At 40.2% G+C, this 16,433-nt stretch carries 17 protein-coding genes; 14 read left to right on the top strand and 3 right to left on the bottom strand.

Features of this window, described 5'->3' with window-relative positions:
* The first annotated feature begins 11 nt into the window (after nucleotides 1–11).
* The 10 genes from lspA to L641_RS0119250 all read left to right on the top strand — a co-directional run bounded on the left by lspA (nucleotide 12) and on the right by L641_RS0119250 (nucleotide 9,414).
* Nucleotides 12–512, top strand: coding sequence for a signal peptidase II (lspA, locus tag L641_RS0119295; RefSeq protein ID WP_013464471.1), 501 nt, complete (start codon nucleotides 12–14; stop codon nucleotides 510–512).
* On the top strand, nucleotides 509–949 hold the full coding sequence (fkpB, locus tag L641_RS0119290) for an FKBP-type peptidyl-prolyl cis-trans isomerase (RefSeq protein WP_013464472.1): 441 nt from the start codon (nucleotides 509–511) through the stop codon (nucleotides 947–949). The genes lspA and fkpB overlap by 4 nt, the downstream gene beginning before the upstream one ends.
* On the top strand, nucleotides 949–1,878 hold the full coding sequence (gene ispH, locus L641_RS0119285) for a 4-hydroxy-3-methylbut-2-enyl diphosphate reductase (RefSeq protein ID WP_013464473.1): 930 nt from the start codon (nucleotides 949–951) through the stop codon (nucleotides 1,876–1,878). The genes fkpB and ispH overlap by 1 nt, the downstream gene beginning before the upstream one ends.
* Before the next feature lie 30 nt (nucleotides 1,879–1,908).
* Nucleotides 1,909–2,943 (top strand): histidine kinase, encoded by a 1,035-nt coding sequence (locus L641_RS0119280; protein ID WP_013464474.1) that lies wholly within the window; start codon nucleotides 1,909–1,911, stop codon nucleotides 2,941–2,943.
* Complete coding sequence (locus L641_RS0119275; protein ID WP_024602831.1) at nucleotides 2,940–3,644, top strand: LytTR family DNA-binding domain-containing protein; 705 nt, start codon at nucleotides 2,940–2,942, stop codon at nucleotides 3,642–3,644. The genes L641_RS0119280 and L641_RS0119275 overlap by 4 nt, the downstream gene beginning before the upstream one ends.
* A gap of 114 nt (nucleotides 3,645–3,758) precedes the next feature.
* Complete coding sequence (gene pilV / locus L641_RS0119270; RefSeq protein ID WP_024602830.1) at nucleotides 3,759–4,319, top strand: type IV pilus modification protein PilV; 561 nt, start codon at nucleotides 3,759–3,761, stop codon at nucleotides 4,317–4,319.
* A gap of 1 nt (nucleotide 4,320) precedes the next feature.
* Entirely contained in the window at nucleotides 4,321–5,319 is a 999-nt protein-coding gene (locus L641_RS0119265) for a PilW family protein (RefSeq protein ID WP_013464477.1), read from the top strand.
* Nucleotides 5,307–5,810: a hypothetical protein gene (locus L641_RS0119260; RefSeq protein ID WP_016899436.1), complete on the top strand. Its 504-nt coding sequence runs from the start codon at nucleotides 5,307–5,309 to the stop codon at nucleotides 5,808–5,810. Before L641_RS0119265 ends, L641_RS0119260 begins: the two co-directional genes overlap by 13 nt.
* Before the next feature lies 1 nt (nucleotide 5,811).
* Entirely contained in the window at nucleotides 5,812–8,985 is a 3,174-nt protein-coding gene (locus L641_RS0119255; RefSeq protein ID WP_024602829.1) for a PilC/PilY family type IV pilus protein, read from the top strand.
* 9 nt (nucleotides 8,986–8,994) lie between these two features.
* Nucleotides 8,995–9,414: a type IV pilin protein gene (locus tag L641_RS0119250; protein WP_013464480.1), complete on the top strand. Its 420-nt coding sequence runs from the start codon at nucleotides 8,995–8,997 to the stop codon at nucleotides 9,412–9,414.
* A gap of 6 nt (nucleotides 9,415–9,420) precedes the next feature.
* Here L641_RS0119250 and L641_RS0119245 read toward each other — a convergent pair whose 3' ends face one another.
* Together L641_RS0119245 and L641_RS0119240 are read right to left on the bottom strand one after the other, a co-directional pair.
* Nucleotides 9,421–9,954 carry a GspH/FimT family pseudopilin gene (locus L641_RS0119245; RefSeq protein WP_024602828.1) on the bottom strand — a complete coding sequence of 178 codons (534 nt, stop codon included), beginning with the start codon at nucleotides 9,952–9,954 and terminating at the stop codon, nucleotides 9,421–9,423.
* A 78-nt stretch (nucleotides 9,955–10,032) separates the two neighbouring features.
* On the bottom strand, nucleotides 10,033–10,578 hold the full coding sequence (locus L641_RS0119240) for a GspH/FimT family pseudopilin (protein ID WP_013464482.1): 546 nt from the start codon (nucleotides 10,576–10,578) through the stop codon (nucleotides 10,033–10,035).
* 158 nt (nucleotides 10,579–10,736) lie between these two features.
* Here L641_RS0119240 and L641_RS0119235 point away from each other — a divergent pair, with 158 nt between their 5' ends.
* Nucleotides 10,737–11,075, top strand: a complete 339-nt coding sequence (locus tag L641_RS0119235) for a P-II family nitrogen regulator (RefSeq protein WP_013464483.1) — start codon at nucleotides 10,737–10,739, stop codon at nucleotides 11,073–11,075.
* A 55-nt stretch (nucleotides 11,076–11,130) separates the two neighbouring features.
* Here L641_RS0119235 and L641_RS0119230 read toward each other — a convergent pair whose 3' ends face one another.
* On the bottom strand, nucleotides 11,131–11,895 hold the full coding sequence (locus L641_RS0119230; RefSeq protein ID WP_013464484.1) for an outer membrane protein assembly factor BamD: 765 nt from the start codon (nucleotides 11,893–11,895) through the stop codon (nucleotides 11,131–11,133).
* A gap of 141 nt (nucleotides 11,896–12,036) precedes the next feature.
* Here L641_RS0119230 and rluD point away from each other — a divergent pair, with 141 nt between their 5' ends.
* The 3 genes from rluD to clpB all read left to right on the top strand — a co-directional run bounded on the left by rluD (nucleotide 12,037) and on the right by clpB (nucleotide 16,421).
* Nucleotides 12,037–13,014, top strand: a complete 978-nt coding sequence (rluD, locus tag L641_RS0119225) for a 23S rRNA pseudouridine(1911/1915/1917) synthase RluD (protein ID WP_024602827.1) — start codon at nucleotides 12,037–12,039, stop codon at nucleotides 13,012–13,014.
* 2 nt (nucleotides 13,015–13,016) lie between these two features.
* The gene (pgeF, locus tag L641_RS0119220; protein ID WP_024602826.1) at nucleotides 13,017–13,748 is read left to right on the top strand and encodes a peptidoglycan editing factor PgeF; all 732 of its coding nucleotides are present in this window, start codon (nucleotides 13,017–13,019) and stop codon (nucleotides 13,746–13,748) included.
* 96 nt (nucleotides 13,749–13,844) lie between these two features.
* Nucleotides 13,845–16,421, top strand: a complete 2,577-nt coding sequence (clpB, locus tag L641_RS0119215; RefSeq protein ID WP_024602825.1) for an ATP-dependent chaperone ClpB — start codon at nucleotides 13,845–13,847, stop codon at nucleotides 16,419–16,421.
* Nucleotides 16,422–16,433 lie beyond the last annotated feature (12 nt).

The following is a 16,433-nucleotide window of genomic DNA, read 5'->3' as shown; positions in this document are numbered from 1 at the left end:
AGTTGTTTTTAGTGAGCAAACTAACCCAAAAAAGTGGTTTAGTGTGGCTTTGGTTGAGTCTATTACTGCTTGTAATAGACTTTGCCAGTAAAACACTGGTTGTAAACACCATGGCGTATGGTGAGTCAATTAATTTACTGCCTGTTTTTAGCATCACTTATGTACATAACTACGGTGCAGCCTATAGCTTTTTAAGCGAAGCGGGTGGCTGGCAGCGTTGGTTTTTAAGTGCAATAGCAATCGCGATTAGTTGTTTGTTGGTGTGGTGGTTAAAACGTCTTCCAGCGTCTAATAAAGTATTATGTGGTGCTTACTCGTTAGTTTTAGCCGGTGCTATTGGTAACTTGTACGACCGCATTGCTTATGGTTACGTTATTGATTTTTTACATGTGTTTTACGAAGACTCACATTTTCCCGTATTTAATATTGCAGACTGCGCTATTTGTATTGGTGCTGCATTATTACTATTTGACGCCTTTACCGGCGAAAATCCAAAGGAGCATAAAGCATGAGCCAAGCTGTAATTGGTGAAAACTCAGACGTTATTTTTCATTTTTCTATTAAACTAGAAGATGGCTCTGCCGCTGACTCAACGAAAGTGCATAACAAGCCTGCTAAGCTCACTATGGGTGATGGCAGCTTAACCGCTAATTTTGAAAAATGTTTACTTGGCCTAACGGCCGGTGAGAGCAAAACATTTGAACTTGAGCCGGAAGATGCCTTTGGTCAACCAAACCCAGATAATATTTATTATGTAGATCGTAGTAAGTTTGGTGTAGAAACGCCGGCTAAAGTAGGTGCTATTATTGCGTTTACTCAACCTGATGGCACCGAGCTTCCGGGTTTGGTGCGTGAAGTGCAAGGCGAGTCAGTTACTATCGATTTTAATCACCCATTAGCGGGCCAGCGTTTAACGTTTGAAGTTGATATTATTGAGGTGCAAGGTTAATGGAAATATTATTAGCTAATCCACGAGGCTTTTGCGCCGGTGTTGACCGCGCAATTAGCATTGTTGAGCGCGCTTTAGATATTTTTGAAAAACCAATCTATGTGCGCCATGAAGTGGTACACAATCGTTATGTGGTTGATGGCTTAAAAAATCGCGGCGCTGTGTTTGTTGAAGAGCTTGATCAGGTACCGGATGACAGTATTGTTATATTCAGTGCACATGGTGTATCACAGGCTGTACGCAGTGAAGCAAAACGCCGTGAGCTTAAAGTATTTGATGCAACCTGCCCGTTAGTGACTAAAGTGCATATGGAAGTTACCCGTGCCAGCAGAAAAGGCATTGAATGCATTTTAATTGGTCACCATGGACACCCCGAGGTTGAGGGCACTATGGGTCAATACGACAATCAACAAGGTGGCATTTACCTAGTTGAAACCGTTGATGACGTGCTAAAGCTTGATGTTAAGAATGCAGATAACCTTTTTTATTGCAGCCAAACAACCTTATCGGTAGATGATACTGCGGATGTGATTGATGCCTTACGCAGCAAGTTTCCTGCTATTGATGGTCCGCGTAAAGATGATATTTGTTATGCAACTCAAAACCGTCAAGATGCAGTACGTGACTTAGCAGACAAAGTCGATGTGCTATTGGTTGTAGGCGCTAAAAATAGCTCTAACTCCAATCGTTTACGAGAACTAGCTGATAAAATGGGCACGCGTGCGTACTTAATTGACGATGCCAGCAATGTTGAAGCGTCATGGTTTGATGGTATCAATAGTGTGGGGGTTACCGCAGGCGCGTCAGCACCTGAAGTGCTAGTGCAGCAAGTGATTACCCGCTTAAAAGAGCTCGGTGGTAACCAAGTAACAGAAAACCCTGGTGAAGAAGAAAACATTGTTTTTGCTGTACCAGTAGAGCTGCGTTAATTTAGAGATAAATCATAAAAGGAGGGTCGAATGGGTAAGCAACTGTCACCAGATGCGTTACTTTTTTCGGCCCTTTTTAATGAGCGTGGTGTGCTTGCATCCCTCGTAGTAACACAGGTTGTGGCTATTATATTAGCTTTTGCTCCTAATGCTGGCGATGACATATGGCTGCATTTGGGGGCGATCAGTTTGTTTCTCCATGTAACTGTGCTGGTCAGTACCTCTTTTTTATATCTTTGTCGTCGATTACTCGCAAAACAGACTCAGTTTATTCAGATCAGTTTTTTTATTGCTTCATATAGTCTCAGTACTGCTGTATTTAGTCTGGTGTTTTCTCATATTGCTTTTGATATTGAAAACGAAAAACAACTGACGTTTTTTGTGCTGCGTAATTGCATTATTGTATTTTTGCTTACCTTACTGTTTGTACAATTTTTGCTTATTCATTTTGAAAAAGAGCAGCAAACCAAAGCACTTTCTCGTGCAGAACTTGATGCTTTGCAGGCACGGATCCGACCCCACTTTTTATATAATAGCTTGAATACGGCGGCAGAATTAACGCATCATGACGTTGAGGCTGCAGAGCATGCAATTTTAGCACTAGCAGCGCTGTCTCAAGCTGCAATGCGTTCAGGTCAAAGTGTATTACTCAGTGATGAAATAACATTAACTAAACAGTATATTGCGCTTGAATCATGGCGCTTTGCAGAGCGCTTAAAGGTTGAGTGGTTATTACCAGAACATCTCCCTGCGCTATATATTCCATATCTAACATTACAACCTTTGGTAGAGAACGCAGTATGTCATGGCATTGAGCCAAGCCAAAGTGGTGCTACTATAAGTATTGAACTGCATGTGACAACACATTATTTAACCTTAATTGTAACTAATCCTGTACCTACTGAAACTGAAAATACTAGAGAGCATAACGGTATGGCTCTTGATAATATTCGTTCTCGTTTAAGTATTTATTATAAAGGTCGGGCGCAACTGACAATAACCAACAAAGATAATCAATTTAGAGTCAAAGTAGTCATCCCAAAACAAGCAGAGAATACGTTATGAATGTATTGATTGTAGATGATGAACCCTTAGCAAGGGCACGATTGAAGCGTTTACTCGCTGAGAACCATACATCCATTCATGTGCAAGGAGAGGCTAGTAATGGCAATGACGCTTTAACACAAATGAAAAAGCAGCAGCCTGATTTAGTGTTTTTAGATATTGATATGCCAGGCTTAAATGGCATCGAAGTGGCCAATCAACTCAATGATCTAGCGGTACCTCCGGCGATTATTTTTATAACCGCTCATCCTGAGCATGCACTTGATGCGATGCAGTTAAATGCAGCCGGATATTTGGTAAAACCTATATCAGAAAAAAGTTTGCAACATGCATTACAACAGCTAGGACGTTTAAACAGAGTACACCTGCAACAACAACAAACAGAAAAAATAACCTATCAATTAGCAGGCACCGTAAGAAGTATAAAAATAGAAAATGTTTTTTATTTTTATGCACAGGAAAAGTATACCAAAGTTGTGTTCGATGGTGGGGAGGCTCTAATTGAAGACAGTTTAAAGCAACTTGAAATGCAATATCCTCGTCACTTATTGCGAATTCATCGAAATACCTTAGTGAATAAAAATAAAATTTTGGCACTCCATACACTTAAAAACCATCAACATGTTATTGAACTCAAAGGGTGTTCACCTTTTTTAGCTGTTAGTCGTCGAGCGCTCAAAAGCGTAAAAAGCGTACTTTAGCACACCGACCTATTAACCGCTTATCAACATAATTAACCGTTGGTCGTGGTCCTAGTTGAATCTATTTTTTTATTGCATACACTTAGTATCAGATAATTATTATTTGGTTTTACTATGTCTTTGAGCACGTTTAAATTGCAAAAAGGTTTTACCCTTATTGAGGTCCTGATTGCGTTTATTATTCTTAGCTTTGGTTTATTGGGGGCTGTAGCCCTGCAAGCAAAAGCAAAGCAAGCAAGCTTTGATTCAATGCAACGTGCTGCTGCTGTTGCGCTTGGTAATGATATTATCCAACGTATTCGGGCTAACGATACATCGCAACTAGCTACATTATACGACCTTGAGTTTACCAGCGAGACAAGTATTAATTCCTCTACAACCTGTTTTACAAGTTCATGCAGTAATGCACAAATTGCGAGTTTAGATATAGAGCAGTGGAAGCGTGCTATTCGTGCCCGCGAAAATACGGGATCACTTGATGGTGCCACCGTATGTATTAATCCAGAGTCGGTAGCAGGCTCTGGCGGTAAGGCGTTTAATATTGAGGTCATTGTTTCTTGGCAGGGTCGTCAAGAATTTAAGGCGAGTGAGGCAACAGGCAAAATTAGCTGTGGTGTAGCAGATAAAAGGCGCCGTTTAGTTGTACTTACTAGCTATATTTACGTTAGGAGCTAAGATGAAGCAAGCCGGTTTTACACTCATTGAAATGATGATCTCTTTATTTATAGGGGGATTAATTTTGGGTGGCGTAATGTTTACCTATATTGGTATGAAAGTGACGACCCGCGATACGATGACAATAGGTGAGCTGCAAGAGTCTGGTCGATTAGCCATTAATATCATGCAACGCGATATAGAACAAGTAGGCTTTTGGGGAACATTTTATGATGATTCGTTTACTGCAATAAATACATCATCATTAACAAATCCTACGGGTGATTGCTTTGAAGGTCTCAACAATGGCAGCTTTCCTGATTTAACCAGCAGCAGTAATTTTAAAACCCTTTATGCAAAAACAGCGGCAAGTTCAAGTGAACTTAATTGTGTTAATAACCCTTTAGCGGGTACTGATATTTTACAGGTTAAGTTTTTACAAGGTCACCAACTAGAAGTTGATGCCGCAGGTGTTAATGAAACGCAAAGTGATGAGAATTACTTTATTGCTGAGCAAGAAAATGCACGCTTTGTTCGAGGTGTTATCGACCCTGATAGTTTAAATGTTAATGCCAGTGTTTGGCCTTACAGCCATCATAGTTATTATATTGCTGAGCAAACTTATACAGTCAATAATAAAAGTATTACTGTACCCGCACTCATGCGAAAACGTTTAGTAGCTGGTTCTATGAATACAGAAACTATAATGGAAGGCGTGGAGAATATGCGTTTTGTGTTTGGTTTAGATACCACCACCGACAGTCGCGTGGATACCTATAAAAGCATTAATAACATGACAGCCACAGACTGGGAAAACCGCAAAGGTATTTTAACGGTACAAGTTTTTTTATTGATTAGAGCACTGCAACCGGACCCAGGTATTACACTCAAAAACCAAACCTATGTATTAGGGGAAGATGCTAATAAACGCACCCTTACTTTTTCAGATAACTTTAGACGTACTGTATTCACAACAACTATCCGTTTAAATAACGTGGGAGCAAATTTATGGCGTATTTAATCCCGATGAAAAATAAACAGCAAGGTGTGGTGCTTATCACTGCACTAATAATGGTCATAGCCGTTACAGGTATTGCAGTGACGTTAATGAGTAGCAGTAGTATAGATATTAAAATTACTAATTCAGCACAAGAGCGAGAAGTTGCCGAAAATGAACTTATCGGCGAAGTGCAGCGCATGATTGCCGATGAAGCGAGCAATGGTGCAACAAATCAATTTTTCTTAACGCCAGAGGAAGTAACTACCATGGCGTCTGGCAATGAAAAAGGCATGGTTATAGCCGAACATAATGATATGCAAAGTAGAATGATTAACTTAAATAAAGGCGTGCTTGATTTAGAATGTCCTCGTCGTTTTAGTTTTACAGCTGGGATCTCATGCAACATGGTACAAGTTTCAACAACTATTGAGTATGGCTCTAAAAGTAAGCACCAACTAACAATTGTGACAGGCGTAGCCCAAGAGATGGCTAGCCTAAGCAAGGGGATTTAAAATGAAACTGATACTAAATAAAGCACTCATTTCTTTAATAGGAATAATGCTTAGCATGTCAGCAGGCGCTGAAGATATAGAGCTGTATGTTAATCATAATGTACAAACCAATGAAAAGCCTCGCGTAATCATGATTTTTGATACATCGGGAAGTATGGCATGGGATGTAAATGATGGTGATGCCTGTTATAAAAGAAGCGGTAATAGTTATTACGAGGTTGATTGCTTTGAAAGTAAAGACAGTTATAAACGAAATGAGCAATGTTATAAAAGAACTAGTTACTACAATTATGAACCCACATGTAGTGATAGCCGCTTAAGAGTTGCGCAAAATGCTATCACCCAATTAGTGAACGATAACGATGATATTGAATTTGGTTTAATGCGCTTTAATGGTAGTAATGGTGGGTATGTTTTAGCCAGAGTAGGGGCTGAAAAGTCATTTTTACTAAATAAAGTAGAAGAGTTACCTGCAAGTGGTTCAACTCCATTAACAGAAACACTCTGGGAAGCCTACCTGTATATCACGGGACAAAACGTATATTACGGGGGAAATACTAATGAACGAGATTTTACAGCAGAGTCATCAGGGATATATAAATCACCCTTTGCGCCTGTTACTGGCGAGCCACTTAGGTGTGATAACAGTATTAATATTATTTTAATGACAGACGGCGATCCAACCAACGATTCAAATAGAAATAATGATATATACAACCTTCATAATAGTTATTTCTCTGGTAATCCGCCTGCTGTTAGTAACAGCTATTTGGCGGCGCTAGCAAAAATTATTCACGGTACAGATGATGTAAAAGTTGACTTGTATAGTAAAACTAAGAACGTACTTGATATAGGACGTGTATTTCCTATCGGTTTTGGTACGGGTATGAGTGACTCAGGTAAAAACTTACTTACTGAGACTGCAGATTACGGTGGTGGGCAATACTTACATGCGAATACAGCTGCGCAACTATCTGATGCACTTAAAAATACGATTTCTCGTATTCGTGAAGTAAATGACAGTTTTTCATCGCCGTCAGTGGCGAGTAACAATGTAGATCAAACTCGAAGTCGTGATGCTATTTATTTTGCTATGTTTTATCCAGAAACCGGGGCGCGCTGGCGTGGTAACCTGAAAAAGTTAAAGGTATCGGGCAGCCAAATAGTCGATGCAACCAACAAACAAGCCCTTAATAGTGACGGTTTAATTTCAAAAGAGGCAAAAACATTTTGGTTACCTGCGGGCCAACCCGCTGATGGTAACGCGGTTGCGCAGGGGGGGGTAAACCATTATTTAAGCACCATAGATCCACTTGCTCGTAATTTATTTACGGAGAATCAAGGCTCGATTGTTAGTTTTGATACTTCGGCTGTTAGTGACATTCTCAGTGGCATTGTTAATAACCCGCTGACCTTATCCACTCAAGATGTTAATTGGGCAAGAGGGGTAGATGTTGATGATGAGGACAAAGATGGCTCATCACAAGACCAACGCACTGATATATTTGGTGATCCTTTGCATTCAAAACCAATTGCAATTGATTATGGTAATGATGATATTCGCATCCTCATAGGGACAAATGCTGGCTTCTTACATATGTTTAAAGATGCCGGTGAAACTGTAAGTGAAAGTTGGGCATTTATACCTTCAGCACTGTTTGACATTATTAAACCACTTAGAAATAAACAAGCAGATAGTAAAGTATATGGTATGGATGGCCCTATCAGTGTCTACTTTAGTAATAAAAGCTTAAATAGTGAAGGTTTGAATGACGGTATTATAGATGCTAGCAAAGGAGACGAGGTATGGGCTTTTGCAGGAATGCGCCGTGGTGGTAAAAACTACTATGGTTTAGATATTACAAATCCTAATCAGCCAAAACGTCTTTGGAGCAAACCCATTGAAGGGGGTAAAGGCGACTTTACTGAATTGGCACAAACGTGGTCAAAGCCACAAATAGCTTATATTAAAGCTTTTGGTAATAAGCCTTTGCTTGTGTTTGGCGCGGGTTACGATACAAATAAAGATGCGGCAATAAGAGCAGAGGACTCAAAAGGGCGTGGTATTTATATTGTTGAGGCAAAAACAGGCAGCTTAGTTTGGGCGTTAACCCCAGACAGTAATGGCTTTAAAGGTAAACACAGTATTGCTGCTGATTTAACTACGCTTGATTCAGATTATGATGGCTACATTGATAGAATTTATGCCTCAGATACCGGTGGTAATATTTGGCGAATTGATATGCCTGGAGAAGATAGCAGTGAGTTTAGCCATTTCAAACTTGCAGAGCTAGGTAGTAATCAAGATACTCAAGATAGACGATTCTTTTATAAACCATTGGTTGCGCGTACTTTGTTTAGTAAAGTAACAGAGACCACGGTTAATGGTAATAAAGTCATTACTCGTTTAGATACTCCTTATGATGCAGTTGTTATTGGCAGCGGTAACCGTTCAAAACCAACGAATACAAACGAGCAAGATCAATTGTTTATGATCCGTGATGAGAATACTCTGACGCGTTCATTTAAAACTAATGCTCCTGCGCCAATTGTGCCTGCAGATTTAATGGTGATGAATAGTGACCCCTTTGGTAATACTTTAGATGACTTAGATGGTTTCACCCTTGTTGAAGCTGAACTGGCGAAAAAGAAAGGGTGGCGTTATGAGCTAGCGAAAGGTGAAAAGTCATTAGCTGCAGCTACCGTTGTTGGTGGGGTTGCTTATTTTACCTCTTTCACGCCAGCATCTGATGAAGTTGTAGAGAATCAATGTTCTTTAAGCGGCGGTGGCGGCGCACTTTATGCTTTTCATTTGCATTACGGTACTAAAGTGTATGAACAACTAAAATTTGCAACCAGTTATGATGTGCCAGATACACCACAGCTTTATTTTGGTGCGACTAATTCCTGTGCTGATTCTAACAATGATGGAAAATGTGATGATAATCCAGAGGAAGATGTTATCGAAGAGAGCCAGTTTTTTCTAATTGGCCCAGGGATCAAAGGGGAACAAGCTGAAAATCCACTTAAGCCAATAGAAATTACAGGACCTGGCTTAAAAGTGGTAGATGGTAAAATTAAGCTAGTGAATGATAAACAACCCATTGGCTTTGGTTTTAAAACGCAGCAAACATATATTTATAAGCGTGAAGAAAACGATGAGATCAACAATTAAGGGCTGTATATGAATAAGACACAACAAGGATTTACATTAATTGAGTTAATGATCACCGTTGCGATTGTTGGCATCATTGCCGCCATTGCAGTGCCTAATTACAGTGAATATATAAAAAGGGCATCACGCGCAGAAGCCGCTTCTGCACTTTTAGATGCCGCAAACAAGCAAGAGCAATACTTTGTGGATAACCGAGCATATTCAACTTCGTTTAGCGACTTAGGTATTCAAAGTAAAACTGAAAACGGTCATTTTGAGCTAACAATTAATGTGGTTAATAGCAATGAGTTTACAATCACTGCGAAACCCATTGCTGGTGCTGTGAAAGGGGATGCTGATTGCACGTCATTAACCATTAATGACGTTGGCTTAAAAGGAGCAACGGGTAGTAAAGGCAATACCGACATCAACTATTGCTGGGGTAGATAACATTAGTTATTTTTGGCATTTGTTGGTAGATTTTATTCGTATTCGCCCAGTTTGACTTATTGACAGAGCAAGCCCCTCAAGGCTTGCTTTTTCGTTATTTGGGCAATAGATAAAAGTACCGTTTTGAAAGCCGTTTAAAGAGCCGTCGGGTCTAAAAGTGATGGCATCCCGAGGATACTCTAAGCTATCAGAGGGATGGGTATGTTCAAAGGTACTAATAAGGCGCTCGTCATCATCCAAAGAGGTTGACTTGTCGTTATCAATAAAAAGTGACACCTGATTGTCCCAATCATCTTCTAAACACTCATTATTTTTCAAGGCACATAGAGTGACGTAGCTATTATTTTCTATTGCATAAAGACGTGCATAATTAATGTTTCTGTGTAATAGATTAATCTGGTTATCTGCGCGATTGAGCGCCAAGAAATCAGGAAAAAACCATAAAGAGAATTGGCTTAGTATCGCTATAACTGAAATGGTTACTAGTAATTCTAATAATGTAACGCCACCATTTTTGTGAACACTTATAATTAACTTCATCCCTGAAGCCTTTCATTGAACAGTCCATTATATTAGTTTAGTAAACAATCAAAAAAACGGCAAAGTAAGAAATGGCTTTTAACCACAGCTCTCTGTGGTATCCCCTAAATAAAAAGCGGTGCCTGATTGCGTTAATGTTAACGCTTTTTGGTTTTTGTTGTCGCCGTTAGGACAAAATATGAAGTTCCCAGGATTTGTAGTTATACGTCCGCTGGTATTAAATCGTATACGGGTATCTGTAAATGAAACGCGATCATTAGGACTAATTTCCTCCATGACTCTGATCAAGCTATCTGTTTCATTATTATATTGGCCATTATTATTAGCATCTATAAAGGTAATAATTATTTGATCAACATCCCATTTACTTGAGCAAGTTAGGGTTTTATCATCACTTTTTACTTTTGTACCTGGAGCAGCGCACACAATTACGATCTCATCGGTACTAGCCGCTTGTGAACGTGCAAAACTAATATTACGTTTAAGTTCTAATAAAAAATTTTCACCTCGGTTTTCTTCCAGCATATCGCTACTGTTCCACAACGCAATAGTGGCTATAATGCCAACAATGGCCACGGTGACCATTAACTCTAATAGGGTAAATCCACGGTGCTTAGTTTTCATATAAATCTCATTAACTCGGTGATGTTTTAGTATAGTTATTTTTATTAAAATAATCATACCATGATTATTTTTCACCGGTGCTATTCAATCTCTTTGTTTGCTATGAACCTCATGATTGTCTAAAATCGAGGCAACTGAAGCTTTCAAAAGTAATTACTATGAAAAAAATAGAAGCAATCATTAAACCGTTTAAGCTCGATGATGTGCGTGAAGCATTATCTGATGTAGGCATTACGGGTATGACAGTAAGTGAAGTAAAAGGGTTTGGGCGTCAAAAAGGCCACACAGAGCTATACCGTGGTGCTGAGTACATGGTTGATTTTTTACCTAAAGTAAAATTAGATATTGTGCTAGGCGATGAAGACGTAGAACGTGCTATTGATGTTATTGTTAAAACAGCACAAACTGGCAAAATCGGTGATGGTAAAATATTTGTCACTGACGTAGAACGTGTGGTTCGAATTCGTACTGCAGAAGAGGATGAAGAGGCTATATAGTCGAATAAACCTCGTAAAAAAAGGCGCTAATTTTATAACTAGCGCCTTTTTCGTGTTATTTATTTCTGCTATTAAATTTACGCGTTTGCTCTGCATGCTGACTTAGTTCAGTCAAGCCAAGCTTCTCGTAACTTTTTTCCATCATGGCGAGTGCCGCATCAAGATAACTACTTTGTGAGTAGTGCTCTACCACATATTTACCGCGATTTGCGGCTGCTAAATAGGCTTCACGTTCGTAATAGTAAGTTGCCACTTTTAGCTCATAACGTGCCATGCGGTTTAATAACCAAACTAAACGACGTTTTGCTTCTGGCGCATAATCACTTTCTGGAAAACGTTTAACTAAAGTTGATAAGTCGGTATAAGCAACACGGGTGCGTTTAGCATCTCTGTCGGCTCTGTCTACGCCAAAGTATTCTTGGAAAGCATTTTTATCCGCCTTAATATTAACCAAGCCACGCATGTAGTACATGTAATCTAAATCTTTGTGGTTTGGGTTTAAGCGAATAAAACGGTCGATTGTAGCAAGCGCTTGCTCTGTATTACCTGATTGGTAATGTGCATACACTAAATCCATTTGGACTTGTTTTGAAAACGGACCAAACGGGTAGCGAGAATCAATTGCCGTTAATAATTCAATTGCACGAGCGTATAAACCAGAATCAAGCGTTTGTTTTGCATCTTCGTATAGTGCTTGTGCCGATCTGTTGGGTACGCGTTGAATATCTTCTTGGTCAGGTGCAGACGAGCAGGCTCCTAAACTAAGCACTGAAACTGAAAAAACAATGGCGAATGCACGTTTCCCTATTTTATTTATCATTTTATTTGTTACCTTCGATGTCTTCGGCTAGGCCAAGTGGGTAAAACCGAGTAAACTATGCGTATTATGTTATGCTTTTATTAAAAGCGATTCTAACCCAGTCAAGCAAAGCTTGCACTGGTAAATTGGGTAAAGTTACTAATGTCAGAGCAAATATCTCTCCAAGCCGAGGTCCCAACAGACTTAGGTGGTAAACGTCTAGACCAAGTATTAGCACAATTGTTCCCTGATTATTCACGATCACGGATAAAAACGTGGATTTTAGATGATAAAATCACCGTTGATGGTGAAATTTTCAACACCCCGCGTGAAAAACTACTCGGTGGTGAAGTTGTAGCTGTTGAAACAACAATAGAAGCACCTCGTGAATACGAAGCACAAGATATCAAATTAAACATCGTTTATGAAGACGATGATATTTTAGTGATCAACAAACCAATGGGATTAGTGGTTCATCCTGGCGCAGGTAACCCTGACGGTACGGTGTTAAATGCTTTATTACACTACTACCCAGAAATTATTAATGTGCCACGAGCAGGTATTGTGCATCGTTTAGACAAAGATACAACAGGTTTAATGGTTGTTGCTAAAACGATTCAGGCACAAACACATTTAGTTAAAGCACTGCAAAAGCGCGAAAACTTCACACGTGAATATGAAGCGTTATGTAATGGCACTATGACAGCCGGTGGTATGGTTGAAAAACCAATTGGTCGTCATGCAACGCAGCGTACGCATATGGCAGTACATGAAATGGGTAAACCAGCTATTACGCATTACCGTGTTGCCGAAAAATTCCGCGCCCATACACGTTTGCGTTTACGTCTTGAAACAGGGCGTACACACCAAATTCGTGTGCATATGGCATACTTAAACCATCCATTAATTGGCGATCAATCTTATGGCGGTCGTCCTCGTCCACCAAAAGGGGCAACGCCTGAGTTATTTGAGTTACTGCGTAGCTTTAAACGCCAAGCGCTTCATGCCGTTAAATTAAGTATTGCGCATCCAATCACCGGTGAAATAATGACCTGGCAAGCGCCTATCCCTGATGATATGGTCCAAATGACTCAAGCATTGCGCGAAGACACAAAAGCAAACCCTGATATAGCGAGTTAACAATGTTTGGCTTATCAGCTACATGGCAATCTCTTCATGGTGTAGATACATTGAGTACTACACGTGAAGGGGGCGTATCTCAGCCTCCATTCGATAGTTTGAATTTAGGGTTGCATGTAGGTGATAACAGCCAAGATGTATTAAATAACAGAGCACGTGTAAATGCTCATTTGCCTAAACCGGCAATTTGGTTAAATCAGGTTCATAGCGCTGATGTAATTACAGTGGATGAGCGATTTGACCCCAATCAAATACTCACAGGCGATGCGTTATATACGCAATTATGCAATCAACCTTTAGCCATAATGACCGCTGATTGTTTACCTATTTTACTCTCATCGAGTGACGGGCAAGAAGTGGCCGCAATTCATGCTGGTTGGCGAGGGTTAGAGCAAGGGGTGATCAACAATACGCTGGCATGTTTTAAAAATGCCTCGGCGAATATACATGCTTGGTTAGGTCCTGCAATAGGGGCTAATCAATTTCAAGTCGGTCAAGAGGTAGTCGAGTTATTTACAGCAAATAACCCCCTAATGCACAGCGCGTTCAAAGCTCAAAATAATGAAAAGTATTTAGCTGATATCTATCTAATAGCAACTATTTTACTTAATCAACAGGGCGTTATAAACATTAGCGGGGGTGAGCATTGCACGGTTTCTCAAGCTAACTTGTTTTTTTCTTATCGGCGCGATGGCCAAACCGGTCGTATGGCAAGTTTGATCTGGCGCAAGTAAATAATCATTAGGTGATTATTTTTCCCACAATACCTTGAACAAACCCGCTAACATACCCATCTATTAAGTAATTCGTTTTTTTATAGGTAAACCCCCATGCGTTTAGATAGATTTACAAGTAAATTTCAGTCTGCGCTTTCAGATGCGCAATCATTAGCGCTAGGTCGCGATCATCAATTTATTGAACCTGTGCATCTAATGTACGCTTTGTTAAAACAAAGTGGCTCAAGTGTACGTGCACTATTTGCACAAATGAGCATCAGCGTTGATGAACTCAACACTAAATTATCACAAGAGATAGAAAAGTTATTTAAAGTGGAAGGTGTTGGTGGCGATGTACAGTTGTCAAATAACATGGTTTCACTGATAAACCTATGTGATAAATACGCCCAAAAACGTAAAGATAAATACATTTCAAGTGAGTTGTTTGTATTAGTTGCGTGTGAAGATAAAGGTCCGCTTGGCAGTGTTTTTAAAGCACTTAACATTACTGCGAGTAAGGTTGAAACGGCAATTGAGGCGATTCGTGGTGGCCAAAAAGTTGACGATCCTAATGCGGAAGAAACACGCCAAGCACTTGAAAAGTACACCATCGATTTAACTGAGCGTGCAGAGCAAGGTAAGCTTGACCCTGTAATCGGTCGTGATGATGAAATTCGCCGCACTATTCAAGTATTACAACGCCGTACCAAAAATAACCCTGTGTTAATTGGTGAGCCAGGGGTGGGTAAAACAGCCATAGCTGAAGGGCTTGCACAGCGTATTATTAATGGTGAAGTGCCTGAGGGCTTAAAAAACAAGCGCGTATTATCACTTGATTTAGGCGCATTAGTTGCTGGTGCAAAATACCGAGGTGAATTTGAAGAGCGTTTAAAATCAGTACTTAATGAGTTGGCTAAAGAAGAAGGCCAAGTTATTTTATTTATTGATGAAATTCATACCATTGTTGGTGCTGGTAAAAGTGATGGCGCTATGGATGCGGGTAACATGTTAAAACCTGCCTTAGCACGCGGTGAACTCCATTGCGTAGGCGCAACCACTTTAGATGAATACCGTAAGTACATTGAAAAAGATGCTGCGCTTGAGCGCCGTTTCCAAAAGGTATTAATAGAAGAGCCTTCAGTAGAAGACACCATTGCTATTCTGCGTGGCTTGAAAGAGCGTTACGAATTACACCATTCAGTGGAGATCACCGACCCTGCAATCGTTGCCGCAGCGCAGTTATCGCATCGTTATATTAGTGATCGCCAATTACCCGATAAAGCAATCGATTTAATTGACGAAGCGGGCTCTTCTATTCGCTTGCAAATTGATTCAAAGCCAGAAGCTTTAGATAAATTAGAGCGCCGCATTATCCAATTAAAAATTGAAGATAACGCACTGGCCAAAGAGAAAGATGAAGCAAGTCAAAAGCGCCGTACAGAAATGGTCGAGCTGATCACTGAGCTTGAAGGGCAATACCGTGAACTAGATGAAGTATGGAATGCAGAAAAAGCGTCTTTACAAGGCACGCAGGTTATTAAAGCTGAACTAGAGCAGGCACGACTTGATTTAGAAGTGGCTCGCAGAGCAAGTGACTTGCAGCGTATGTCTGAACTGCAATATGGACGTATACCTGAGCTTGAGCGCAAACTCGATTTAGCATCACAAGCAGAAATGCAAGAAATGAGCTTGCTTAAAAATCAGGTAGGCGAAGATGAAATTGCAGAAATTTTATCACGTTGGACCGGGATCCCAGTGGCGCGTATGCTCCAAGGTGAACGTGAAAAACTATTACAAATGGAAGAGCAGTTACATAACAAAGTCATTGGTCAAGATGAGGCCGTCGTTGCGGTGGCTAATGCCATTCGTCGTTCGCGTGCAGGGCTTGCTGATCCCAATCGTCCAATTGGCTCGTTCTTATTTTTAGGGCCTACAGGGGTTGGTAAAACAGAACTTACCAAGGCACTAGCAGGCTATATGTTTGATACCGAAAGTGCCATGGTGCGTATAGATATGTCTGAGTTTATGGAAAAACACTCAGTCGCACGTTTAGTCGGTGCGCCTCCAGGGTACGTAGGTTACGAAGAAGGTGGTTATTTAACCGAAGCTGTTCGTCGTAAACCCTATTCGGTTATTTTGCTTGATGAAATAGAAAAAGCGCATCCAGATGTGTTTAATATTTTATTACAAGTCCTTGATGACGGGCGTTTAACGGATGGCCAAGGGCGTACGGTTGATTTTAAAAATACGGTTATCATTATGACCTCCAACTTGGGCTCAGATATCATTCAAGAGCAAGCGGGAAGTAATGACTATGACGAGCTTAAAGCAAAAGTCATGGGTGTTTTACATAATGAATTTAGACCCGAGTTTATTAACCGAATTGATGAAACTGTGGTATTTCACTCACTTTCACATAGTCATATTAAAGAAATTGCAGATATTCAATTAAGTAAATTACGTCAACGATTAACAGAGATGGGGTATTTACTTGAGTTGACAGATGCTGCTCTTGAGCGAATTGCTGCCAGTGGCTTTGATCCTGTCTATGGCGCTCGTCCGCTTAAACGGGCAATACAGCAAACCATTGAAAATCCATTAGCACAAAAACTGCTTAATAATGACTTTCAACCAGGTTGTATCATTGTCATTGATGCTAACGAAGACGGCTTAGTGTTTACGAGTCGATAATTTGAGCACAGC

The organism is Pseudoalteromonas sp. TB41 (assembly GCF_000497975.1).
Classification (GTDB): Bacteria; Pseudomonadota; Gammaproteobacteria; order Enterobacterales; family Alteromonadaceae; genus Pseudoalteromonas; species Pseudoalteromonas tetraodonis.
Note: the sequence above shows the minus strand (reverse complement) of the source record. Positions and strands in the feature narration are given on the sequence as shown.